Genomic DNA, 20,152 nt, shown 5'->3' on the forward strand with positions numbered 1-20,152 from the left:
GCGAGGTGGGCTGGCAGGCGGGTTTTCCGGCCCGGTCAGCCGTTCCCTCCCTCGCGGGCAGCGAGCGCCTGGTGGACACGCTCGGTGAACACCATGAGGACGCTGACCTTGGTGACCTTGCAGCCGTGCTCGGCGAGCTGGTCGCGCAGCCCTTCGGCCTTGAGGCTGAGGTAGGGGCGGTAGTCGGGGGCCAGCTTGCGCAGCCGGGAGCAGACGTCGGTGGCCGGCACTTTGTCCTCCCCGGGCTCCAGCACGGCGGCTACGTCGGCGAGCAGGTCACGCTGCTGCGGCTGCTCGATCGCGGCGCGGTGGACCCGGCCGCCGCGCAGCTCGACTCCGCGGGTGACGATCGCGGCCTTCTGGTGGTCGGTGAGGTTGTAGGAGCGCAGCAGGCCGGGGGTGTCCATGTACCCGACGGTGACCGAGGTGCCCACGTCGTTGAGGGCCACGATCTTGCCGCCCTTCTTCACCGCGGGCTTGAGTTCCAGCGCCGAGAGCCCGTTCTCGTACGCCTTCTCGCCCAGCACGACGTTGTTGCGGGCCTTGTCGCCGATGGCGAAGCACGCCTTGTTGGTGGTGACCGCGACCAGATCCCGCGGCAGGGACTGGTCCGAGGGGGTCGGGGTGGCGAAGACCAGCACGATCCCGTACTTGCGGGCGGCGGAGAAGAACCGCACGACCAGGTTGACCACCTCGCGCCGGTCTTCGGGCTTGTCCTGCCGGAAGAAGCTCTGGCACTCGTCGACGACCACGATCCGGGGCCGCAACCGGTCGTCCTTCTCCGCTGCCTCGCGGGTCACGGCGCTGATGCCGTACTCACGCAGCAGCCGGCCACGCTCGGCGAGGCTGGCGTGCAGCTCGTGGATGTGGTCCATGCACGCCTGGACGTTCTCGGCGGTGTCGCCCATGGAGATGATCGAGGCGACTGGGCGCAGCCATTCGTAGTCGTTGTTCTCGGCGAAGCAGAACACGTCGATGTCCACCAGCGGGTCGAGCACCGCCCCGGCCAGCTCGGTCTGGACCAGCGTGGACTTACCGGAGCCCATGATCCCGGCCTTGACGAAGTTGCGCTCGAACACCGGCGTTTCCACGGGGTTCCAGCGGGCGTCGATGCCGACCGGGAACCCGGTCCAGAAGTCGGTCTGTCCGCCGTCGAGCAGCGGGTAGTCCGGCACCGGCTTCCGCAGCGACCCGGGGTCGAGGACCAGGCACTTCATCGCCATCGGGTCGTTGTCGTCGACCTCGACCCACACCTCCTCCGGGCGTCGCCCGAGGTTGTGCGCCAGCACGGTCTTGCGGGCGTTGATGCTGGTCGCGGGCACCCCGGACGGGAGCCGGAGGACGAACTCCCAGCCGTGCCCGACCGGCAGCGGCGGCTGCACCCAGGTCGGGGTGATCGCGGTGCCCCAGCCCTCCTTGAGCTTCTTGTTCAGCGCCGGGTGGCCCAGGTTGCGCAGCGCGTTCATGATCACCGACTCGTCCACCGCCGTCTCCGGGCCGCCCGCGGCGGCCGGGGCCGAGCGCAGCCAGCCGGGCAGCTCGACATGCTTGCGGCCCTGGTAGTGCAGGTAGTAGAACCCGGCCGCGGTGCCCCCGGCGAGCAGGAAGACGCCGTAGGTGACCAGGAACCACACGGCGAACGCGATCGCGTCCACCACGGCGCTGATCGGGGCGACCACGTCGGCGAGCTGCTTGGAGTTGATCGCCAGCACCACGCCGAGGACCAGCAGGAACCCGGTCACACCAACGAGCCCGAGCGCCCCGGCCTTGATCCACTGGCCGGGCGCGGCGGCCCAGTCCATGACGCGCTGGTGGCGGCGCTGCTTCTCCGCGACGTCGCGGGCCTCCCACTCCAGCAGCCGCTCGTGGTTGCCCTCCATCTCCGCGGCCTGCATCTGCCGCTCGTAGCGGGACGCGCCGTGCATGTCGCGCCACCGCTTGAGCACCACCCCGGCCCCGGCGATCGGGTAGCCGAACACGTGCCGCCCGGTGGCCTTCACGAGGATCTTGGTGCGGTCGTGGAAGGCGACGGTCTTCACCGCCCGCCCAGCGGTGACCAGGTCGCGGCGGTAGCCCTTGTAGCGCTCGATGGCCTGCCCGCGCTGGGTGAACAGCCGCTGGTACTCCTCCTCGGAGATCAGCTCCCCTTCCACCACCTCCGTCTCGGACGCGGCCGGGGTGGAGTCGGCGCGATGGGTGGGCAGGTAGTGCACCCGCGCCAATTCCTCCTGCTCGTGCTGCTGGGTCACTTGCGTCCTCCCTTGGTGTGTTCGTCGCGGAGCTGGCGGGCGCGGGCAATCCCGATGCGCAGGGTCTTGCGGATCGACTCCGCCGAGGTCGGGTTGACCTTCCCGGCCTCGATCGCGGCGGCCAGCTCGGCGCGGAGCTGCTCGATCGAGCGGCCCGGCTTGCGGTCGATCACCGGCCGGTTCGGGGTCGACTCATGCAGGTCAGGGCCGTGGTCGAGGGTCGCCACCGCCCCGCCTTCGATCGAGTCGCCTCGGTCCTGGTCGTCCTCGATCGAGGGCACCGGGCCGGTCGCGGTGGCGGTGCCGGTGGTGGCGAGCAGGTCGGCCAGCTCGCGATCCCAGTCGGTTGGCTCGGCCACCGGCAGGCCGGGCACGGTCGCGGGCCGCAGGCCACGGCGGGTGAGGGTGTAGCGGCCGGGGGCGTAGAGCAGCCGGGCCGACCCGTCCGCGTCGATCTCGGCCACCGCGCGCTTGACCGCGGCGCGGCGGATGCGGGCGACCTTGCGGGCGGCGGCCCGCTCGATCCGCGCCTCCCGCCGCTGCTGCCCGGACTTCGGGGCGGTCGCCAGCGTGAGCTGGTGGGCGACCACCCCGGCGATCGAGGCGGTACCCATCACCACGCCGTGGTCCCACGCGGTGGTCAGACCGTGGGTGAAGTTGATCCCGAACGCCACCGCGCCGAACACCAGCACCCCGGCCACCAGACCCCACACCGAGCGATCCGGGTGGCGACGGCGCTCGATCACCACCGCGACCGCGAACGCCCACATCCCCAGCTCGGTGATCCCGGGCAGCAGCGCCCCCAGGGCGGAGCCGTAGACGGACGCGCCATAGGCGGCCATCGACGGGGCCGCCAGCGCGAACGACAGCAGCGCAATCGGGTAGATCAGCAGCTCCACCACGTGCGCGGCGAGCCACCCGGTGACGGTGGACCAGGCTTTGCGCCAGCGGGCGCGGCGCTTATCCGCCGCCTCCTCCCGTGCCTTCTGCCGGGCCTGCTCGTCGGCCCGCTTGATCTGCGCGGCCGCCTGCCGCTCCGCGATCCGCACCTGCGCGGCAGCGGCGGCATCCTCGCGCCGGATCATCGCCTCCGTGCGCTTGTTCTCGCGCCGCTCCTCATACCAGCTCACTGCGACACCTCCCCGTCCTTCGTGGACTCGCCACGGGCGGCCGGGCGGGTGCGCAGGGCGCGCTGCTGACGACGCAGCCGCAGCTCGTTCGCCGCCCACCCCAGGGCGGTCAGCAGCGACAGGGCGTAGAAGCCGTCCCACACCGCCGCTCCGAGACCGAGCGGCACGACCACGCCGGACAGTTCACCGAAGTGCCAGCCGATCCAGGACACGGTCTGGGTGGTGCGGGTGGGGTACTTGGCGCTGGTGTAGATCGCCAGATCGGCCGCGCGGCGCGCCTCGACCGCGGCGTCGGTCGTGGACTGTCCAGTGTGGTCGGTGGTGGGCTTGGGCTCAGGCGTGAACATTGATGGCCTCCTCCCGGGTGACGGTGGGGTGGTGGAAGAACTGGTTTTTCGGACCGGCCGGGGGCTTGCTCGCGTGCCGGGCCACGAACCCGTCCAGGCGGCGCATGGAGATCTCCAGCACCTTCGCGATCAGCACCAGCGGAATCCGGACCAGGTGCAGCACCAGGAACACCAGCACCACGCCGGTGAACACCAGCAGCGCGAACGTCCCGCACCGACGCAGAACCTCGAACATCGACATCACCGCTCACCCCGCTTGGTCGCGGCGACACGACGCCAAGCCGTCCACTCAGGAACGTCGAGGTCCCCGCCCATCGCTGTCGCCGCAGCCAGCGCCAGCGTCGCGTGGACCTGTGCGGCCTCCACGGACGGCGACGGCGGCCGGTCAAGCGGCACCTCGCGGTAGGCATCCCGTGCGGCAGAGACCGCGGCCATCTCCAGCAGTCGCTCAGCTTCGCGGTAGTGCTCGGGGCCGGTCATCAGCGGCCACCTCCCAGGCCAGAGAACAGCACGGTCAGCGCGTGCACGACGCTGTCCAGCGCGTGCCGGGCCTGGTAGGGGTGCTGCACGATCCACACCACGACGGCGACCAGCACGGCGAGCCAGAGCAGCTTGCGCAGGGTGTTCTTCTTGGGCAGCACGTTGGTCTTGCTCATGCCGGAACCTCCGTGTCGGCGTCGGTCAGGGAGAACAGGTCGGTTTGGCCGGCGGGCTGCCACGCCTCGTCCCGCCACACCGCGTCGGCGGCGATGCCTTCCTCACCGCGGATCACCGGCTCGGTCTTCGCGAGCCACTTCCGCTTGGCCGTCTCGGTGGCCTCCCGCCACCGCTTGCCGGTCGTGGCCTCGTAGCGGCGGATGCACAGCGTTTTGAGCTGGGCCGGGGTGGTGCCGACCGCGATGCGGGCGCTCACGCGGCCTCCTTGATCCGGTCCAGCTCGCGCTGCGCCAGCGCCTCCAGGGCGTCGGCCTCGCGGTGGTGATCCCGGGCGCGGAGGAACGAAGGCTGCGAAGCGCCCAGCGGGACCTGGCGAGTGATCTCGGCCTGCCTGGCGGCCTGCTCCCGGTGCCAGGCGGCCCGCTCGCGCTGCCGTCCGGCGACCTCACGGGCCACTACGGTCGAGATCAGTTCGTTGAGTGCCTGCGGGGTGTAGGTGACCAGCTCATCGTCGATCGCCAGAGCCAGCCGGGCGGCCGCGGTGCTGATCCGGGCGCGGGCCTTGCCTACCATTGGGGTCCTTCCCTTCGAGTCGTTACGCGAGTGGTTGGGGAGACCCGGCGCGGTGACGTTCTTGGCGGGATGCGCCGCGCCGGGACCCGAAATGGACTGGGCGTTGCTCACGGCGGCCTCCTAGAGGCTGGTGGCGTAGGTCTCGACCGCGGAGCGGGCGGCGGCGACCATGCCCATGAGCTTCTCGACGGTGTCGCGCAGCTCGGCGTAGAGGCTCAGGGCCTCCTGCACCGGGGCCTGGCTGCTGCCCCCGGCGACGGAGTGCAGGCGGCCCTGAATCTCGGACGCGGCCTGGGCTGCCTGCCCGAGTGCGCCGAGCACACCCTCGGCCTGCTCGTTGCTGCCGGCCAGAACCGCGCGGATTTCCTCGATGCTCGACATTGCGGGTGTTCCTCCTGCTGTTGTGGTGGTGGTTGCCGTCGTGCTCGGCGGTGGGGGCGTCTGCGTCCCGTTGGCGTCCGGTTGTGGGGCGGGGCGGCAGTGTTCGGGCACCTCGTGTCCGGCCTTGGTGAGCACCAGCCGGGCGTAGTGCTGGTACAGAGCTGGCATCCGGCGGTCGGAGTCGGTGCGGGTCCACCACAACGGGTCGTCGATCAGGCGCGAATCGGTGGTGGTGAGGTGGTCGTGGAACAGTTCCTCGCGCGGCAGCCGCCGCACTTCCACCTCCAGGCCGGTCAGCTTCCGGTACCGCTCGGCGAAGGCGTCCAAGGAGTCGTGGCGGCCGTAGATGTCCAGCACCGCCCCATCCGGCGTGGCTACCGCCGTGTGCACGGCCGTCCACCCCTGGCCGGGGTAGTAGAGCTTGACCCCCACCAGCTCCCAGCCGGTCATGCAGCTCATCGCCGCCGCCAGCCAGTGGCAGTGGCTCTGCCCGAAGAACTCCTCCTCCTGCGGCCCGATCTGACCCGAGGTGAGCGTGAGAGTCTCCGACCCGGCACTCGTGCCACCCAGAATGTGGAGCTCCGCCGTGCCCTCGAAGTCCCCGTCCAACCGCCACATGGTCAGGCAGCCGCCTTACCCGCACTGCCGGTGCGGACCCGGGAACGCAGCACCTCCCGCGTCACCCGCCGAACCGCCCGACGCGCGCTGACCAGGTCAGTCAGCTCCCGCGACACCCGGAACGACTCCACACGCTCCGCCGCGGCCCACTCCCGCTCCGCCTCCTCGATCAGCGCATCGATCTCCGCGACCTCCGCCGCGATCTCCTCATCCCGCGCCACGGCGGAAATGTCCTCATCGACCAGCGGAAACAGCGCGTCGACGGCCGTGGGGCTGGTGATCCGTGCGTACTTCATTGCTCTCCTGTTCGTTGAACTTCGAGGACTTCTGTCCTAGGCCAGTTGGCTTGAGTGAGACAGTAAGTAGGACAGATTTGCTTGTCAAGGGTCTGGCCTAGGACAGCGCTAGACTGGGTGCGCTGCGGAAGGGGATTCGATGGTCGTGACCAGGGAAGACATCGCCGGTCAGCTACGTGAGCGCATCCTTGCGGGTGATCTCAAGCCGGGGGAGCGGTTGCCCAGCACTCGCGAGCTGGTCGCGCAGCACGGCGGTTCTCGCACCACGGCGAATCAGGCACTTCGGCTGCTCGCTGCGGAAGGTCTTGTCGCCCTGAGGGAGAAGAGTGCCGCGGTTGTGCTCGCTCCCGAGGATGCTGGGAAGACGCCAGAGTCCCGGCTTGCTGACGCTCGGACTGAGCTGCTGGAACTTCGCGACGAAGTCCGCACGATCAGGCACCAGTTCGAAGACCTGGAGCGTCGGTTGTCTGCTGCCTTGGGGCGTCTCGGCTCGTGACGAGTCAACAGGCTCGGCTATGCGGCGAGCTGCCGGGTGAAGGCGGCAATCCCGTCGATGATGCTGCCGATGCCCGCGGCGAGTGCCTTGGCCCAGTTCGCCGCATCGGTCGGGTGCTTCACAACGAAGACCAGTAGCGCGAGCGCGATCAGGGCGCCCAGCACCTTCGGCAGTAGCCCGCTCCCACCAGTCGGGACCGGAATCATGTTGCCCTTCTTGCCCATGGCTACCTCCCAGGTTCTGCGGCTCGGCGGTTTCCGTTGCCATGCCTCAAGATTCGTCTGGTTCCGGCTTCTTGGGGAGATGAGTCCCTGGTGAGTCGTTGGTGATTCGCTCGACTCACCAGGGGCTGACCAGGCACAATGCCCGCAAGGGAGGTGACCGTGGGGGACAGCGGGGCAACCGAGAGCAAGCTTCGCCGTGCTCGCCTTGCCGCCGGGATGACGCAAGGCGAGGTCCGGGCCAAGCTCACGCAGGCTCGCCGTCGCCGGGGCAAGATGCCCCCGAAGGAAGCCAGCTTGAAGCGGATGTACACGTCGTGGGAGACCGGCGCGGTGATCCCGACGGACTGGCGGGACGAACTGTGCGAGGTATTCGAGCTTCCACCGGCCGCGCTCGGGTTGGTCGAGACCACACCGCCACCTGCGCTCGACCTCCCGAGCACATTCGAGGTGGTCCGGCTCGATCCAGCGGTGATTTCGCTGCTAGACCAGCAGACGAACTTCTACCGGCTGCAGGACCGGCTGCTGGGGGCGGCGATCATTCCGCAGACCGAAGCCCACGTCCGCAACCTTGAGCAGATGCTGCGAAATGCGCTGCCGAGCGGCCACCTTCCGACAGCGGCGGTGACCCTCGCTGAGGCGGCTGCGCTCGCCGGTTGGCAAGCGCTCGATGCGGGTGATCTCCGGAAAGCGTGGGACCTGCACGACATCGCGAAGTCCGCAGCACGGCAGGGGGAGAACCCAGCCGTGCTCGCGCACGTCACGGCGCAGCAGGCTTACGTTCTGCTCGATGCCGGCCGGGCCGCCGATGCGGTGGAGCTGGTCGAGTATGCAAGCGAACCCAGGCTGCTCGGACAGGTCCCCGCACGCCTTCGGTCGTGGTTGGCCGCGGCGCACGCCGAGTTCCTGGCCGCGGCGGGGGACCGATCCGGCGCGATGCGGCGGCTCGATCAAGCGGCCGACGTGCTGCCAGCTGGCGACAACGACCCTGAGTTGCCGTACCTGATGCTGAACGGCGCGCACCTCGCCCGGTGGCGGGGCAACTGCTTGGCGCGACTTGGCGAAGACCAGGCGATCGAGGACCTGACAGCGGCGCTCGATGGGCTCACCACGCTCACCTCACGGCGAGCAGAGGCGGGGCTTCGTGTAGACCTCGCGCTTGCCCTGCGGAAGCGCGGCGACCTGGACGAGTCGCGCGTGCAGGCCCGACAAGCCGCCGAGCTGGCCGGCACAACAGGCTCAGCCCGGCAGCGAGCCCGGATCGCGGAGCTACTTGCCGCCTAGCGCGAGAACGTGCAGCAGCCCGATCAGAGCGCCTGAGTTCCCGACCTGGCCTGCTCGGATGAGGTCGGGAACGTCGCGGAAGGGCATCCACTGGAAGGTGCCTTCGTTCTGCTCGGTCGGGTCGGCGACTTGCTCGACGCCTCGGACGACAAAGAGGTGGTTCGGGTTGCGCAGCATGCCCACCGCGGGCTCGAACGTGATCAGCGGCTCGATCGAGCGCGGCCGGTAGCCGGTCTCTTCCTCGATCTCGCGGACGACGGTCTCCTCAGGGGACTCGTCGCCGTCGATGATGCCGCCGGGTACTTCCCAGCTCCAGATGTTTGGTGCGAACCTGTGTCGCCAAGCCATGAGAACGTGATCCGCAGTGTCGTTGAAGACGATCGCCATGGCGACGGGCGGAAACCACACGGTGTGATGCTCGAAGCGCTCGCCCGATGGCTGCGAGATGTCGGCTAAGCCGACTTTGACCCACTCGGTCTCGTAGACGGGACGCTCGCCGTGGACGATCCATCGGTCCTTGTCCATGGGGATAGGGTCTCCCGCTCTAGCGCTGTGTGGGGTCACGCCGATGAACCTCCCGTGGGTCGTCTCGCATGTCAAACGCTGTCGGAGAAGTCCTCGTTCCGGCGGCCTGACGACACGGGCTTTCGTTGTGCGACACCGGCCGAGATGTTGGAGATGCTGCTCGCCCGCCGACCCGGTGGGTAGGAGGCAAGCGCCCCGGAAGTGGTGTCCAATCCTGTGTCCAGAGCGGCTCGCGACAGGGTGTGAATCCTGAGACAACGTGAGACGCCCCGATGTCGCGACGGCGAGCGAACAGGGCCGTTTGAGACCGCGGGACACGCCTGAGACGCGACCCGTTCTTCTGATAACGAAGAGGTCGGAGGTTCAAGTCCTCCTGGGCCCACCGGACACCATCAGGCCCCGTCTCCTCCCGAGGAGGCGGGGCCTGATTTCGTGCTGGGCGCTTACGCGTCGGGGTGCGGAAACCTGAGCAGTTTCAACGCGGGCCTGCGCCAGCCGGGTCCGATGTCCTCGACCTCGCCGTGGAGCAGGTCGATCATGACCGCGCCGTGGTGCCTGGCGCAGGTGTCCCACACGGACTCGAGGAGATCGACGGCGTAGAGCGTCGCGGGGGCGCCACATCGGACGCACACCCTTCCGTCCGGGCGCTCCGGGTCGACGAGGCCGCTGCCCAGCTCACGCAGGAGCGAGGGATCGACAGCGCTGCACATCGGCGGTCTCCTCCGCTCGGGAATCACATGCCGGGCAAGGATGACGTACCGCCACTCGCCTCTTTGCTCCTGTGATAACTGCGGCTAGTCGCTACGAATGCGACTAACTGCCGTAACTTGCTGTCTTTGTTGTCAAGCGCGCCAGCGGGGTGGACGATCGCGACATACGCAGGCAAGAGTAGGTAAGTGCCCGGTGATCTTGTCCCGACCAAGGATGCCGCGAAAGCCGTCGGAGTCGACCGGCGCACCCTCCAGCGTTGGGTCAGCGAGGGCTCGGTCAAGCCCACGTTGACCACTGCGGGAGGGCACCACCGCTGGAACATCGAGGACCTCAAACGCCAGCTCGACGAGCGGAACCGCAGGTAGGCCCGGGTGTGGTCTGCCTAACGTGTGGGCTCACCTCCTTCCGCCGCTTCGTTAGTGTCCGATGGGGCACCTACGAGTGACGGGAGATGCAGTGATGTTCGGCCGCCTACTGCGCAGGGATGGCCGGCAGGGGGAGCCGGTCACCTTCGACCCCGGGGCGGGGCTGGTCAGCGCCCGCGTGCGGGACGAGAACGGGCGCCCGCTGGCGGGCGCCGAGCTCGTGCTGCGGCACCGGCGCACCCAGCGCACCAGCCGCGCGACCTCCGACGACTACGGTCTCGTCGTCTGCACCGCGGCCGCCGGGGTGTACGCCGTGACGATCAGCGCCGGCGGGTACCGGGAAAGCGTCCACAACGTCGAAGTCGTGAGCGGCGACCACACCGCGCTCGGTGAGGTCGAGCTGCAGCCGGACGCGAGCCTGCGCCTGCCCGAGCCCGGCGAGTGGGTGCTCGACCCCGACCACACGTCGATCCGCTTTGTGGCGCGGCACATCGGGCTGTCCCTCGTGCACGGCCGGTTCACCAGTTTCCGCGGCAGCATCAACGTGGCCCCGCGGATCGAGGACTCCTCCGTCGAGGTGATCATCGACGCGGCGAGCATCGACACGGCGGCGCCGAAACGGGACGAGCACCTGCGTTCCGCCGACTTCCTCGACGTCGAGAACCACCCCCGGCTGCACTTCTTCAGCAACCGCGTCACCCGGACCGCGGGCGACCGCTGGTACCTCGACGGCACGCTGAACCTGCGTGGCGCCAGCCGCGGCGTGCGGCTCGACGCCGGGTACCTCGGCCTGCGCTCGTGGAACGGCGACCGCCTGGGCGCCCGCGCCACCACGGAGCTGCACCGCGAGGACTTCACCATCAACTGGCAGCAGACGCTGGCCAAGGGACTGGTGGTGGTCGGGTCGACGGTGGAGGTCCGGCTGGACGTCCAGGCGGTCCGCGCCTAAGCCACGTCCGCGACGACGCAGGCGATGTTGTCCGGACCGCCGCGGGAGTTGGCGAGGTCGACGAGTTCGCGCACCGCCTCCCCGGGATCGGCGACGTCCGCCATCACCTCGCGCAGTGCCGCTGGTTCGAGGGCGGTGTAGAGGCCATCCGAACAGAGGAGGTAGCGGTCGCCGGGCTGGGCGTCGCGGAGTTCGAGATCCGGTTCGGCGGACCCGTCGCTGTGCAGCGCCTTGACGAGGAGGCTGCGCTGAGGGTGTGAAAGCGCTTCCTCGGCGGTGAGGCGTCCGTCGTCGATCATCGACTGGACGAGCGTGTGGTCCTGGGTGATCTGGAAGAAACGACCGTCGCGCAGCAGGTAGACGCGGGAATCACCGATGTGGACGAGTGCGAGCTGCGAGCCCGACCGGACGAGCGCGGTGAGTGTGGTCCCGGTGTTCGCGCCGAGCTCCCGGACGGCCGTGCCGGCGCGTTCGACCGCATCGGACAGCGCGTTGAGCAGATCCCCGGCGGGGACGGTCTCGTCGAGGGGCTTCAGCGCGTCGATGGCGGCGGTACTGGCCGTGGCGCCGCCGAAACCGTCGGCGACGGCGAGCAGGTTCGGCCCGGCATAGGCGACGTCCTGGTTCTCCTCGCGGACGAGGCCGCGATCGGTGCGGACGGCGTAGCGGATGGTCAGCGGTGACATGGGTTCGTCCTTCCTCGAGAGGTGGTTCATGAGGAAGGAAGCGAGCTTTTCGCGAGACCGCATATCGGCCTCGACCTCACGCCAGTAGTCGGCGATCTCGTCCGCGGCCGCAGGTCCGTCCAGTTCGCAGACCCGCCGGATCCGGGCCAAGGGCATGCCCAGCCGGCGAAGCCACGCGACCAGTCGCGCCCGTTCGAGCTGCTCGGGCGCGTAGAAGCGGTAGCCGGACCGCGGATCGACGGCGACCGGGCGCAACAGCCCGAGCTCGTCGTACAGCCGCAACGCCTTCGGCGACAGGCGGGACGCCCGCGCGAAGGCCCCGATCGTCAGCAGTCCCAAGCTCGCCCTCCTCATGCCACCACCGTGTGGCCTGCCCCGAGGTCAAGGTCAAGACTGCCGTGGTTCCACGTGGAATGGCCAGGGACGACGGGGAACGACGCCGCGACGACCCTGGCCGTAGTCAGTGGGTTACTGCCCGGAGCGCTCGCGCCCCGTCTTCAGTCGGCTACCCAGCCCTCGAACGTGGTATGCCTCGGGTCCGGTAGCATCGTGAAGTCAGCGGAAACGTCGAAAAAGGGGCTTCAGGTGAAGAAGCTGTTGGCGCTCGCGGTGGTCGCGGGTGGTGTGCTGTTCGTTCTCAAGCGCAACAAGGACGCCAAGGCCGAAGCCGAGCTGTGGCGCGAGGCCACCGCCCCCACCGACAAGCCGCTCGGCGCCGTCTCGACGAACGGCACCGCCCCGGCGCGCGCCGCGGGTGCGGGCCAGAACAACTGAAACTCCCCGCGGGTCCGCCCGCGGTCCGGGGCTGTAGCTCAATTGGTAGAGCGCTGCTTTTGCAAGGCAGAGGTCAGGGGTTCGATTCCCCTCAGCTCCACGTAGTGCGATGCCCCGTTTCGACACGCAACCGTGCCGAAACGGGGCATTTGCTTTGGTGGGACTAGCGCTTGTCGGCGTGCCGGGCGAAGGCAGCGCCGTTGTTGACGTGCTCGGGCTGCACGGGGATCTCGTCTATGTGCAAGGTGACCAGCAGCGCCCTCGTCGCGACTCGGTACTGCCCTCCCACGCGCATGACAGGGCAGGGGAACGTGCCGCGTTGGATGAGCTTGTAGGCGGTGTTGACGTGAATGCCCAGAGCTTTGGCTGCTGTGGTCAGGTCGACAGAAGCCGGCAGTTGGAAGACTTCAGGAAAAGTGAGGGTGCCGGAAGCGCGGCGCGGTTCCGGTTTCGAAGTGGGTGCGGGAAGTCGGCGTACGGGGACCAGTTCGGTCATGCTGCCTCACCTCGGTGTTCTTCGTTGAAAAACAGCCAGTCCATGGTTTGGTGGGAGGAGTCGTCGAGCAGGCTCTGCAGGCCGAGTCTGCTGGCGAGGGCGCCGAGACGTTCGCCCTCGATCAATTCAGGGTCGTAGTGGGCGTTCGCCGTCGGGCTCCAAAAGTTCGGATCGTCGGCGGCTTCAGTGGCCTGCGAGATGATCTTTTCGATCTGGTCAGTGGCTTGCTCGTGTGCGTGCTTCTTGCGTGCGTTGTTGGCGAAATTGAAAGTTCTCCACCACAACTGCTTGCCGAGTTCGCCGTCGAGGTCCACCTGGGTGAGCGCTTCGAGGAAGTCGAGGAGCGGTGCCCCGCTGGCTGGGCAACATCATCCAGTAGGCGATCTGGGTCCATTGCTCGGGTTCGCGCCTGACTGGCTGGATCAAAGCACGCCAGATCGCGTCCTGATCGGCGTTGTCGGCACTCCTGTCGCGTACTGTGTTGCGGGCCGCTTCGACCGTGCACGAACCCGGGTTGCGCGGGTCGCATCCTGCGTATGGCGACGGCAAAAAGATCTCGGCGACAGGAATGCTCCTCTCGAGAGCACCGAATATATTGTTGAACTGCACTGGCGCCAAGAATCTTTGAATTCTGCTCAACTATCCTTCAGAACTGGAGTGGGTTCCTCGGATGGATAAGTGGGCTCGAATTTGAAAACACCTTTAGCGAAGACTGGTGACACGCGCCCCGTAGCCTTGGAGGTGAAGTTCACTCGGATGGACTAGTTTGAACGTCCACGGCTGCGCCGTGGTGACGGTCCGCCGTACGAACCTTCCTCACCCCTCGCCAGCTAGGCTGGGGCCGTGACCTGGACAGCTCCTCGAGTCGAGATCTTCTCCGGCTCGACTGCGGCCGACGAGCGGACCATGCTCGCCGGCTACCTCGCCTGGCACCGCAGCGTGTTGTTGCACAAGTGCGCCGGGCTCACCGGCGAGGAGCTGGCCCGCCGCACCGTGCCGCCGTCGTCGCTTTCGTTGCTGGGGCTCGTGCGGCACATGGCCAAGGTCGAGCGCATCTGGTTGCGTGAGCGGTTCGCGGCCGAGGGGGTCGAACGGCTGCACCCCGGCAAGGACGTCGACTTCGATGACGCCGATCCCGCCGACGCCGCCGCGGACTACGAGCGGCTGCTGGAGGAACAGCGCCTCGCCGACAAGATCTTCGCGAGCGCCGCCCTCGACGACACCTTCACCCACGACGGCCAGGTCTTCTCCGTGCGCTTCCTCTACCTCCACCTCATCCAGGAGTACGCGCGCCACAACGGGCACGCCGACCTCCTGCGTGAACGCACCGACGGGGCCACCGGCGCTTGAGCAAGCGGCGCAAACCAGCCGAACCCGTGCCGGGCCTCTACCCCGTGCGCTTCGGCACCGCGGAACTCCTCGCCGACGCCGACCGGCCCGGCGGGTGGCTGCTCAGCGTCGACGGCGTCGCACAGTCCTATGTGGACCTCGATGACCCGCAGCACCTCGAGTTCGACTACATCCGGCGGATGGCCGACGTCGTCGACGCGCTCGACCGCGGGCCGCTCGACGCGTTGCACCTCGGCGGCGCCGGCTGCACCCTGCCGCGCTACATCGCCGCGATGCGGCCCGGTTCCCGCCAGCTCGTCTTCGACGCCGACGGGCCCCTCATCGAACTCGTCCGCGAGCACCTCGACCTGCGCAGCGTGCCGCAACTCCGCGTGCGCATCTCCGACGGCCGCGAGGGAGTCGCGACGCGGCACGACGACTCCGCCGACCTCGTCGTCGCCGACGTGTTCAAACAGTTCAGCATGCCCAGCGAAATCGCGACCGTCGAATTCACCGCGGACGTCGCCCGCGTCCTGCGGTCCTCGGGCGTGTACCTGATGAACATCGCGGACGGTCCCGGCCTGCTGTTCACGCGCCGCGTCATCGCGACGATCGCCGAAGTCTTCCCGCACGCGTTGATGCTCGCCGAACCCGGCGTCCTGCGCGGCCGCCGCTACGGCAACATCGTGCTCGCCGCGTCGATGAACGAACTGCCCGTGCGGGCCGTCGCCGGCCGGGCGGCGTCCGCGGCCTTCCCCGCGCGCTGCCTCGCCGGCGACGACCTGAAATCCTTCCACGGCAAAGCGAAACCACTCACCGACGAGAACCGGATGACCGCTCCGGTACCGCCGCCGAACTCGTTCAGCTGAGCAACGCCGCGAACCGCTCCGCCGACACGTTGCCGCCGGAGATGATCACGCCGACGCGCTTCCCCGCCGCGCGCACCTTCCCGGTCAGCAACGTCGCCACCCCCACGGCACCGCTCGGCTCCACCACGATCTTCAAGCGGTCGAACAGGAACCGCATGGCCTCGACGATCTCCTCGTCGGTCACCGTCGTGATCTCCGAAACCAGTTTCCGGTTGATCTCGAACGTCTGCTCGCCGGGCTCGCTCGTCGCGATGCCGTCCGCGATCGTGCGCGGCACGTCGATCCGCACCCGCTTCCCGGCGGCGAGGGACTGCCGGTAGTCGTCGCCCTCTTCGGGCTCCACGCCGATCACCTTGATGCCCGGCCGCAACGCGGTCGCCGCCGTCGCGCTGCCCGCCATCAGCCCGCCGCCGCCCATCGGGGCGATCAGGACGTCGAGCTCGCCCGCGTCCTCCAGCAGTTCCAGCGCCGCGGTGCCCTGGCCCGCCATGACGTCCGGGTGCTCGTACGGCGGGATGATCGCCATGCCGCGCTCCCCGGCGTACTCCCCGGCGAGCGCCGCCCGGTCGTCCCGGTACCGGTCGAAGCGCCGCACCTCAGCGCCGTACCCGAGCACAGCGTCCACTTTGGACGTCGGCGCGTCCTCCGGCATGAAGATCGTCGCCTTGGTCCCGAGCAGCGCCGCGCTCAACGCGACCGCCTGCGCGTGGTTCCCCGACGAGTACGCGCACACGCCGCGCCCCAACTGCTCCGGGGACAACCGGGAAAGCGTGTGGTACGCCCCGCGGAACTTGAAGGCGCCCACGCGCTGGAAGTTCTCGCACTTGAGCAGCACCCGCGCGCCCACGCGGTCGTCCAGGGTGCGGGAGGTCAGCACGGGGGTGCGGTGGGCGATGCCGGCGAGCCGGGTCGCGGCCGCGCGAATGTCGTCGAGGTTCACTCAGACAGCATGTCAAAGTGCTGGACTGACCGTCCATGGCTTTACTGTCGGCCCATGCGTCGACTCGCGCTCGCCCTCGGCACCGCCGCCGTGCTGGCCGGCTGCTCGCAACCGCAGTCCGCCGCGCCCGCCCCCTCCAGCGCGCCTCCGCCCGCCACCACCGCCGCGCAACCGCCGCCCGATCCGCAGCCGACCGGTCCCGGCCCGTGCCCGTACCTGGAGACCTCGTTCGTCGCGGACGCCAACGGCCAGCACGTGTCGAAGGTGCAGACCTCCGCCGACAAACCGCATCCGGCGTGCTTCTTCTACGCCCGCAGCGGCAAGCTCCAGCTGACCGTCCGCGTGTACGTCGGTGACCCGGCGACCGCGAAGGCCTTGGTGGACAAGGCGGCACCCGTGAACAGCAGTAATCCCGCCACGGACCCCGCGGGCTGGGAGGGTGGCTACCAGGCGACGGCGGCCGGCGCGGTGTACGCGGTGGCGAAGGCGGGCACGGCGGTCGTGGTCTCGACCGACCAGACGCAGACGGTCAAGGCGAGAACCGTTGCGAAGCAAACAATTTCTTCACTCGGGCTTTAGCACCCAGTGGCTGAAGTGGCCACTTGATCTTGTACTACGCTGACCCCCACCTGCGGCCGGGGAGGACCAGCACCCGGTCTCGGCGTGCCAAGGGCCGCAGCGAACCTCCGTGTACCTCGAAGTGAAGAAGGACAGACACCAGTGGCTGACACCCTCAAGGAAATCCTGCTCGACTCCAGCAGGCGTCCGGCTGTCGTGAGCGACCTGGAGACCCTGGTCGACCAGGAGGTCTCGGACAAGGGCGGCGTTTCCGGTGCCGTGATCAAGACCGGTTTCGCCGCGGTCAAGAAGATCAAGCCGGGCATCATCGGGTCCGCGGTCGACAGCCTGCTGGACGACTTCACCGCGAAGCTCGAGCCGTTCTACGCCGACTTCAAGGGCCAGGGCGGCGGCGACTTCGGCGCCTACCTGTCGAGCCGGGGCGACCAGGCGGCCGACGCGCTGCTCGAGGTCACCGACGCCCGCGCCGAGAAGAGCAGCCGGGACAGCATCAAGAAGGTCTACTCGAAGCTGCGCCCGAACGGCAAGAAGAACGTCGAGGAAGCGCTTCCCCGCCTCGGCCAGCTGATCGACAAGCACGCGGCCAACGCCTGAGCCGCGGCTGCGCACGCCGAAGGCCGCCTCCGGGAGGGTTCCGGAGGCGGCCTTTCGCGTTGCTCAGCCCTGTTTCGGCGCCGGCGACGGCGTCGAAGCCTGACCGTTCGTGGCCGGCTTCGGGTCCGCCGGGGTCGGCGTGGCCTTCGGGGGCTCGGTGGCGACCGGCGGCTGCTCCTTGGCGCGCAGCGCGTAGGCGGCGGCCGCGGCGGCCAGGCCGATGCCCAGCAGCCAGGGCCAGCGGCGGCGCTTGCGCTCACCCTTCGCCGCGGCCTTGGCCTCGGCGACCGCGACCTTGAACTCCTTCTTCGCGGACTTGAAGTCGCGCTTGGCCTTGCGCTTGGACTCGCCCGCGGCCTTGGCGGCCTTGATCGCGGCGGCACGCGCCTTGCGGCCCGGCGCCCGCATCTCGGCCAGCCGGGCGGCGGCCTCCTTGCGCGCCTCGGCGCTCGCCCTGGCCAGCTCCTTGCGGGTCTGGCCCGACTTCTTGGCCAGCTCCTTGCGCTTCTGCGCGCCGGCCTTGGCGAGCTCCTTGCGTGCCTTGCGGCCCCGCTTGGTGGCCTCCTTGCGGAGTTCCTCGGTGTTCTCGGCGAGCAGTTGCTCGGCTGCCTGTGCCGCACGGGCCGTCGCTTCCGCGCCCACCTTGCCCGCCTCCACGGCGCGCTCACGCAGGCCCAGCAAGCCGGTCCGCACCGACTCGCCGACCGAGTCTGCGGCTCGGGTCATGGCCTTCACCTCGTCAATCGTTGCGTCTTCGGATGTATCCCCGGCATCTATCCTGCCCGTTTCCGCCGGATCTCGCTGCGGATGGCACGATGAGGCGCGTGACTGAGAGCAACGAATCCCCCGTGGGGACGAAGGTGCGCGCCGTGCTGCACACCAACCACGGTGACATCCGGCTGAACCTCTTTCCCGATCACGCGCCCAAGACCGTGGCCAACTTCGTGGGCCTGGCCGAAGGGACGAAAGAGTACACCCAGCCGAACGCCAAGGGTGGCAAGTCGGGGCCGTTCTACGACGGTTCGATCTTCCACCGCGTCATCTCCGGTTTCATGATCCAGGGCGGTGACCCGACGGGCACCGGCCGCGGCGGTCCCGGCTACCGCTTCGGCGACGAGTTCCACCCGGAGCTGCAGTTCAACCGCCCCTACCTGCTCGCGATGGCGAACGCGGGCCCCGGCACCAACGGGTCCCAGTTCTTCATCACGGTGGCGCCCACGACGCACCTGAACTTCAAGCACACCATCTTCGGCGAGGTCGCGGACCAGGACTCGCAGAACGTGGTGGACACGATCGCCAACACCGCGACCGGTGTCGCCGACCGCCCGCTCGCCGACGTGGTCATCGAGAAGATCGACATCGAACGCTGAATACGCGGGTAACGTGGGCGGCATCGTGAACGAGCCGATACCGCACACGCCGCCCGCCGCACTGCCCGGCTGCTGGTGGCACCCCAGCCGCCAGACCGGGCTGAGCTGCACCCGCTGCGGCCGGCCTGCGTGCCCGGACTGCCTCCGCGAGGCAGCCGTCGGTGCCCAGTGCATCGACTGCGTGCAGGCCGGCCGGCGGGAGCACGAGACCTCCCGCCGGCAGCACCGCGCGCTGGGCCACGGCGCGCGGACGATCGCCGGTGCCCGGGTTTCCTCCCGGCTAGTCGTCACGCCGGTGCTCATCGCGCTGAACGTGCTGGTCTACGCCATCACGGCGGTCGAGGCGCACGACCCGATGAACAACCGGTTGTCGAGCCTGTTCAACGCCTGGGTGCTGTGGCCGCCGGGAATCGCGGGCGGCGAGTGGTGGCGCCTGCTCACCGCCGGGTTCCTGCACTACGGGCCCATCCACCTCGTGGTGAACATGTTCTCGCTGTGGATCATCGGCCGGGAGCTGGAGGTGCTCCTCGGCAAGGTCCGCTACCTCGCGCTGTACGGGCTGTCGCTGCTGGGCGGCAGCGTGCTCGTGTACCTGTTCGGCGCGTTCGACGGGCCGACGGCCGGCGCGTCCGGCGCGATCTACGGGCTGCTGGGCGGCATCCTCGTCGCGGTGCTGCGGCTGCGGCTCAACCCCGTGCCCGCGATCGGCACGATCGTGCTGAACCTGATCATCACGGTGACGCTGCCCAACATCTCGCTGTTCGGGCACCTGGGCGGGCTCGTCGTGGGTGCGCTGGCCACGGCGGCGCTGGTGTACGCGCCGGAGAAGAACCGCGTGGCCTGGCAATCGGGTGCGCTGGCCGTGCTGCTGGTGGCGCTGCTGGGGGTCTTCTTCCTGCGTGACGCCCAGCTGGCGAGCGTCGTGTGCACCGGGTCCGGAGCGGGCCTGCAGTGCTCAGCGCCGTAGGGCACCCAGCACGTCGAGCACGTCCCGGGGGTCGGTGCCCAGCTCCAGCCAGCCGAACACGAACAACTGCTCGCCGACGGAGATCTCCAGCGTCGTGCTGTCCCTGCCGAGGCGCCGCGTGCTGCGCAGCCTCGTGTGCGTCTCGGGCCAGCTGAACTCGTGCACGCCGCCGGTGGTCCGGATGCGCACGCCCCTGTCGTCGGCCGCCAGCCGGGGCCGGACGAACAGCCCGTGTGCGGACAACGCGGCGAGGACGACCGCCGCGACCCCGAACAGCACCGCTCCCATCCGATCGGGGGAGAAGACCGCACCGGCGAGCGCCACGAGGGCGCCGAGTAGCGCGACCGCCACCAGAGCCGGCCGTGGGGCCCAGCTGGAAGGGTTATCCACAGGAGTTATCCACAATGGGGATGAGTCACAGTGGTGTAATTCGGTGTCAATAGGCCGAGCGGGTCAACATCGAAGCCGACCTAGCGCCACCGCATCGTCATCAGCAGCCCGGAGATCATCAGCGCGAAGCCGATCGCGAAGTTCCAGTTGCCGAGGTCGGCCATGAACCCGATCTTGTCGCCCGCGATGTAGTTGACCACGAGCCAGGCGAGCCCGATGACCATGAGCCCGAACATGACGACCTTGTAGACCGGGTGCGACGGTCCCGCGGCACGCACCTTGACCGGGGTACGCCGGTCGGCGGGCGGGGTATACGCCGTCTTCTTGCGGACCTTGGACTTCGGCATCGGGACCTC

The 20,152-nt window shown here is 69.0% G+C and carries 31 protein-coding genes and 1 tRNA gene; 12 read left to right on the forward strand and 20 right to left on the reverse strand.

Features of this window, described 5'->3' with window-relative positions; genetic code table 11:
- Positions 1 to 35: 35 nt before the first annotated feature.
- From ABFX51_RS09155 to ABFX51_RS09200, 10 genes are read right to left on the reverse strand one after another with little or no spacing between them, the layout of a single operon-like run.
- Positions 36 to 2,249 (reverse strand): P-loop NTPase family protein, encoded by a 2,214-nt coding sequence (locus ABFX51_RS09155; protein ID WP_346053389.1) that lies wholly within the window; start codon positions 2,247 to 2,249, stop codon positions 36 to 38.
- Entirely contained in the window at positions 2,246 to 3,379 is a 1,134-nt protein-coding gene (locus ABFX51_RS09160) for a hypothetical protein (RefSeq protein ID WP_346053391.1), read from the reverse strand. The genes ABFX51_RS09155 and ABFX51_RS09160 overlap by 4 nt, the downstream gene beginning before the upstream one ends.
- Entirely contained in the window at positions 3,376 to 3,726 is a 351-nt protein-coding gene (locus tag ABFX51_RS09165) for a hypothetical protein (protein WP_346053393.1), read from the reverse strand. Before ABFX51_RS09165 ends, ABFX51_RS09160 begins: the two co-directional genes overlap by 4 nt.
- Entirely contained in the window at positions 3,713 to 3,961 is a 249-nt protein-coding gene (locus ABFX51_RS09170; RefSeq protein ID WP_346053395.1) for a hypothetical protein, read from the reverse strand. Before ABFX51_RS09170 ends, ABFX51_RS09165 begins: the two co-directional genes overlap by 14 nt.
- A gap of 5 nt (positions 3,962 to 3,966) precedes the next feature.
- Complete coding sequence (locus ABFX51_RS09175) at positions 3,967 to 4,206, reverse strand: hypothetical protein (RefSeq protein WP_346053397.1); 240 nt, start codon at positions 4,204 to 4,206, stop codon at positions 3,967 to 3,969.
- Positions 4,206 to 4,382 (reverse strand): hypothetical protein, encoded by a 177-nt coding sequence (locus ABFX51_RS09180; RefSeq protein ID WP_346053399.1) that lies wholly within the window; start codon positions 4,380 to 4,382, stop codon positions 4,206 to 4,208. The genes ABFX51_RS09175 and ABFX51_RS09180 overlap by 1 nt, the downstream gene beginning before the upstream one ends.
- Complete coding sequence (locus tag ABFX51_RS09185; RefSeq protein ID WP_346053401.1) at positions 4,379 to 4,639, reverse strand: hypothetical protein; 261 nt, start codon at positions 4,637 to 4,639, stop codon at positions 4,379 to 4,381. The genes ABFX51_RS09180 and ABFX51_RS09185 overlap by 4 nt, the downstream gene beginning before the upstream one ends.
- Positions 4,636 to 5,067, reverse strand: a complete 432-nt coding sequence (locus tag ABFX51_RS09190; protein ID WP_346053402.1) for a hypothetical protein — start codon at positions 5,065 to 5,067, stop codon at positions 4,636 to 4,638. The genes ABFX51_RS09185 and ABFX51_RS09190 overlap by 4 nt, the downstream gene beginning before the upstream one ends.
- Before the next feature lie 9 nt (positions 5,068 to 5,076).
- Positions 5,077 to 5,946 carry a hypothetical protein gene (locus ABFX51_RS09195; protein ID WP_346053403.1) on the reverse strand — a complete coding sequence of 290 codons (870 nt, stop codon included), beginning with the start codon at positions 5,944 to 5,946 and terminating at the stop codon, positions 5,077 to 5,079.
- Positions 5,947 to 5,957: 11 nt separating this feature from the next.
- On the reverse strand, positions 5,958 to 6,251 hold the full coding sequence (locus tag ABFX51_RS09200; protein WP_346053404.1) for a hypothetical protein: 294 nt from the start codon (positions 6,249 to 6,251) through the stop codon (positions 5,958 to 5,960).
- Positions 6,252 to 6,390: 139 nt separating this feature from the next.
- Here ABFX51_RS09200 and ABFX51_RS09205 point away from each other — a divergent pair, with 139 nt between their 5' ends.
- Positions 6,391 to 6,747: a winged helix-turn-helix domain-containing protein gene (locus ABFX51_RS09205; RefSeq protein WP_306990786.1), complete on the forward strand. Its 357-nt coding sequence runs from the start codon at positions 6,391 to 6,393 to the stop codon at positions 6,745 to 6,747.
- Positions 6,748 to 6,764: 17 nt separating this feature from the next.
- On the opposite strand, the gene ABFX51_RS09210 is transcribed toward ABFX51_RS09205, so the two are convergent.
- Entirely contained in the window at positions 6,765 to 6,971 is a 207-nt protein-coding gene (locus ABFX51_RS09210) for a hypothetical protein (protein WP_017985974.1), read from the reverse strand.
- A gap of 153 nt (positions 6,972 to 7,124) precedes the next feature.
- Between ABFX51_RS09210 and ABFX51_RS09215 the strand changes: the two genes are divergently transcribed.
- Positions 7,125 to 8,252 (forward strand): NsdA family TPR-like regulatory protein, encoded by a 1,128-nt coding sequence (locus tag ABFX51_RS09215; protein ID WP_026153659.1) that lies wholly within the window; start codon positions 7,125 to 7,127, stop codon positions 8,250 to 8,252.
- Here the strand turns inward: ABFX51_RS09215 and ABFX51_RS09220 are convergent.
- Together ABFX51_RS09220 and ABFX51_RS09225 are read right to left on the reverse strand one after the other, a co-directional pair.
- Positions 8,238 to 8,777, reverse strand: coding sequence for an NUDIX hydrolase (locus tag ABFX51_RS09220; RefSeq protein WP_017985976.1), 540 nt, complete (start codon positions 8,775 to 8,777; stop codon positions 8,238 to 8,240). The genes ABFX51_RS09215 and ABFX51_RS09220 overlap by 15 nt on opposite strands.
- A 443-nt stretch (positions 8,778 to 9,220) precedes the next feature.
- Positions 9,221 to 9,487: a hypothetical protein gene (locus ABFX51_RS09225; protein WP_346053407.1), complete on the reverse strand. Its 267-nt coding sequence runs from the start codon at positions 9,485 to 9,487 to the stop codon at positions 9,221 to 9,223.
- A gap of 186 nt (positions 9,488 to 9,673) precedes the next feature.
- Between ABFX51_RS09225 and ABFX51_RS09230 the strand changes: the two genes are divergently transcribed.
- Together ABFX51_RS09230 and ABFX51_RS09235 are read left to right on the forward strand one after the other, a co-directional pair.
- Positions 9,674 to 9,853, forward strand: coding sequence for a helix-turn-helix domain-containing protein (locus tag ABFX51_RS09230; protein WP_091506700.1), 180 nt, complete (start codon positions 9,674 to 9,676; stop codon positions 9,851 to 9,853).
- Between the two features lie 94 nt (positions 9,854 to 9,947).
- Positions 9,948 to 10,802, forward strand: coding sequence for a YceI family protein (locus ABFX51_RS09235; protein ID WP_346053409.1), 855 nt, complete (start codon positions 9,948 to 9,950; stop codon positions 10,800 to 10,802).
- Here the strand turns inward: ABFX51_RS09235 and ABFX51_RS09240 are convergent.
- A complete protein-coding gene (locus tag ABFX51_RS09240; protein ID WP_346053411.1) occupies positions 10,799 to 11,842 on the reverse strand; it encodes a MerR family transcriptional regulator in 1,044 nt (347 codons plus the stop codon). The genes ABFX51_RS09235 and ABFX51_RS09240 overlap by 4 nt on opposite strands.
- Before the next feature lie 231 nt (positions 11,843 to 12,073).
- Here ABFX51_RS09240 and ABFX51_RS09245 point away from each other — a divergent pair, with 231 nt between their 5' ends.
- A complete protein-coding gene (locus tag ABFX51_RS09245; protein WP_091506707.1) occupies positions 12,074 to 12,262 on the forward strand; it encodes a DLW-39 family protein in 189 nt (62 codons plus the stop codon).
- A 27-nt stretch (positions 12,263 to 12,289) separates the two neighbouring features.
- Positions 12,290 to 12,362 (forward strand) — tRNA-Ala (locus ABFX51_RS09250).
- Between the two features lie 63 nt (positions 12,363 to 12,425).
- Here ABFX51_RS09250 and ABFX51_RS09255 read toward each other — a convergent pair.
- Entirely contained in the window at positions 12,426 to 12,758 is a 333-nt protein-coding gene (locus tag ABFX51_RS09255) for a helix-turn-helix domain-containing protein (RefSeq protein ID WP_346053413.1), read from the reverse strand.
- Positions 12,755 to 13,072, reverse strand: coding sequence for a hypothetical protein (locus ABFX51_RS09260; RefSeq protein ID WP_346053415.1), 318 nt, complete (start codon positions 13,070 to 13,072; stop codon positions 12,755 to 12,757). The genes ABFX51_RS09255 and ABFX51_RS09260 overlap by 4 nt, the downstream gene beginning before the upstream one ends.
- A 529-nt stretch (positions 13,073 to 13,601) precedes the next feature.
- Between ABFX51_RS09260 and ABFX51_RS09265 the strand changes: the two genes are divergently transcribed.
- Entirely contained in the window at positions 13,602 to 14,108 is a 507-nt protein-coding gene (locus tag ABFX51_RS09265; protein WP_346053417.1) for a DinB family protein, read from the forward strand.
- A complete protein-coding gene (locus ABFX51_RS09270; RefSeq protein ID WP_346053419.1) occupies positions 14,105 to 14,956 on the forward strand; it encodes a spermidine synthase in 852 nt (283 codons plus the stop codon). Before ABFX51_RS09265 ends, ABFX51_RS09270 begins: the two co-directional genes overlap by 4 nt.
- Here ABFX51_RS09270 and ABFX51_RS09275 read toward each other — a convergent pair.
- Positions 14,949 to 15,896: a pyridoxal-phosphate dependent enzyme gene (locus tag ABFX51_RS09275; RefSeq protein WP_091506716.1), complete on the reverse strand. Its 948-nt coding sequence runs from the start codon at positions 15,894 to 15,896 to the stop codon at positions 14,949 to 14,951. The genes ABFX51_RS09270 and ABFX51_RS09275 overlap by 8 nt on opposite strands.
- Positions 15,897 to 15,950: 54 nt before the next feature.
- Here ABFX51_RS09275 and ABFX51_RS09280 point away from each other — a divergent pair, with 54 nt between their 5' ends.
- Positions 15,951 to 16,475 (forward strand): DUF2020 domain-containing protein, encoded by a 525-nt coding sequence (locus tag ABFX51_RS09280; RefSeq protein ID WP_091506718.1) that lies wholly within the window; start codon positions 15,951 to 15,953, stop codon positions 16,473 to 16,475.
- A gap of 141 nt (positions 16,476 to 16,616) precedes the next feature.
- Positions 16,617 to 17,069, forward strand: coding sequence for a DUF6918 family protein (locus ABFX51_RS09285; RefSeq protein WP_091506723.1), 453 nt, complete (start codon positions 16,617 to 16,619; stop codon positions 17,067 to 17,069).
- A gap of 63 nt (positions 17,070 to 17,132) precedes the next feature.
- Here the strand turns inward: ABFX51_RS09285 and ABFX51_RS09290 are convergent, their stop codons facing one another.
- A complete protein-coding gene (locus ABFX51_RS09290) occupies positions 17,133 to 17,795 on the reverse strand; it encodes a hypothetical protein (RefSeq protein WP_091506725.1) in 663 nt (220 codons plus the stop codon).
- Positions 17,796 to 17,884: 89 nt separating this feature from the next.
- Here ABFX51_RS09290 and ABFX51_RS09295 point away from each other — a divergent pair, with 89 nt between their 5' ends.
- Together ABFX51_RS09295 and ABFX51_RS09300 are read left to right on the forward strand one after the other, a co-directional pair.
- On the forward strand, positions 17,885 to 18,439 hold the full coding sequence (locus ABFX51_RS09295) for a peptidylprolyl isomerase (protein ID WP_091506727.1): 555 nt from the start codon (positions 17,885 to 17,887) through the stop codon (positions 18,437 to 18,439).
- 25 nt (positions 18,440 to 18,464) lie between these two features.
- Positions 18,465 to 19,406, forward strand: coding sequence for a rhomboid family intramembrane serine protease (locus ABFX51_RS09300; RefSeq protein WP_177228669.1), 942 nt, complete (start codon positions 18,465 to 18,467; stop codon positions 19,404 to 19,406).
- Here the strand turns inward: ABFX51_RS09300 and ABFX51_RS09305 are convergent.
- Positions 19,395 to 19,757, reverse strand: coding sequence for a PH domain-containing protein (locus tag ABFX51_RS09305; RefSeq protein WP_346053422.1), 363 nt, complete (start codon positions 19,755 to 19,757; stop codon positions 19,395 to 19,397). The genes ABFX51_RS09300 and ABFX51_RS09305 overlap by 12 nt on opposite strands.
- 119 nt (positions 19,758 to 19,876) lie before the next feature.
- Entirely contained in the window at positions 19,877 to 20,143 is a 267-nt protein-coding gene (gene crgA, locus ABFX51_RS09310; protein WP_091506732.1) for a cell division protein CrgA, read from the reverse strand.
- Positions 20,144 to 20,152: the final 9 nt, after the last annotated feature.

The sequence above is a fragment of the Amycolatopsis dongchuanensis genome (assembly GCF_039542405.1).
GTDB classification, from domain to species: Bacteria; Actinomycetota; Actinomycetes; order Mycobacteriales; family Pseudonocardiaceae; genus Amycolatopsis_E; species Amycolatopsis_E sacchari.

Excerpts from the sequence above, each read along its gene's own strand:
- ABFX51_RS09210 (WP_017985974.1), bottom strand. The coding sequence starts at position 6,971 with ATGGGCAAGAAGGGCAACATGATTCCGGTCCCGACTGGTGGGAGCGGG.
- ABFX51_RS09290 (WP_091506725.1), bottom strand. The coding sequence starts at position 17,795 with ATGACCCGAGCCGCAGACTCGGTCGGCGAGTCGGTGCGGACCGGCTTG.
- ABFX51_RS09200 (WP_346053404.1), bottom strand. The coding sequence starts at position 6,251 with ATGAAGTACGCACGGATCACCAGCCCCACGGCCGTCGACGCGCTGTTT.
- crgA (WP_091506732.1), bottom strand. The coding sequence starts at position 20,143 with ATGCCGAAGTCCAAGGTCCGCAAGAAGACGGCGTATACCCCGCCCGCC.
- ABFX51_RS09280 (WP_091506718.1), top strand. The coding sequence starts at position 15,951 with ATGCGTCGACTCGCGCTCGCCCTCGGCACCGCCGCCGTGCTGGCCGGC.
- ABFX51_RS09175 (WP_346053397.1), bottom strand. The coding sequence starts at position 4,206 with ATGACCGGCCCCGAGCACTACCGCGAAGCTGAGCGACTGCTGGAGATG.
- ABFX51_RS09295 (WP_091506727.1), top strand. The coding sequence starts at position 17,885 with ATGAGGCGCGTGACTGAGAGCAACGAATCCCCCGTGGGGACGAAGGTG.
- ABFX51_RS09235 (WP_346053409.1), top strand. The coding sequence starts at position 9,948 with ATGTTCGGCCGCCTACTGCGCAGGGATGGCCGGCAGGGGGAGCCGGTC.
- ABFX51_RS09180 (WP_346053399.1), bottom strand. The coding sequence starts at position 4,382 with ATGAGCAAGACCAACGTGCTGCCCAAGAAGAACACCCTGCGCAAGCTG.
- ABFX51_RS09240 (WP_346053411.1), bottom strand. The coding sequence starts at position 11,842 with ATGAGGAGGGCGAGCTTGGGACTGCTGACGATCGGGGCCTTCGCGCGG.
- ABFX51_RS09225 (WP_346053407.1), bottom strand. The coding sequence starts at position 9,487 with ATGTGCAGCGCTGTCGATCCCTCGCTCCTGCGTGAGCTGGGCAGCGGC.
- ABFX51_RS09255 (WP_346053413.1), bottom strand. The coding sequence starts at position 12,758 with ATGACCGAACTGGTCCCCGTACGCCGACTTCCCGCACCCACTTCGAAA.
- ABFX51_RS09170 (WP_346053395.1), bottom strand. The coding sequence starts at position 3,961 with ATGTTCGAGGTTCTGCGTCGGTGCGGGACGTTCGCGCTGCTGGTGTTC.
- ABFX51_RS09205 (WP_306990786.1), top strand. The coding sequence starts at position 6,391 with ATGGTCGTGACCAGGGAAGACATCGCCGGTCAGCTACGTGAGCGCATC.
- ABFX51_RS09165 (WP_346053393.1), bottom strand. The coding sequence starts at position 3,726 with ATGTTCACGCCTGAGCCCAAGCCCACCACCGACCACACTGGACAGTCC.
- ABFX51_RS09220 (WP_017985976.1), bottom strand. The coding sequence starts at position 8,777 with ATGGACAAGGACCGATGGATCGTCCACGGCGAGCGTCCCGTCTACGAG.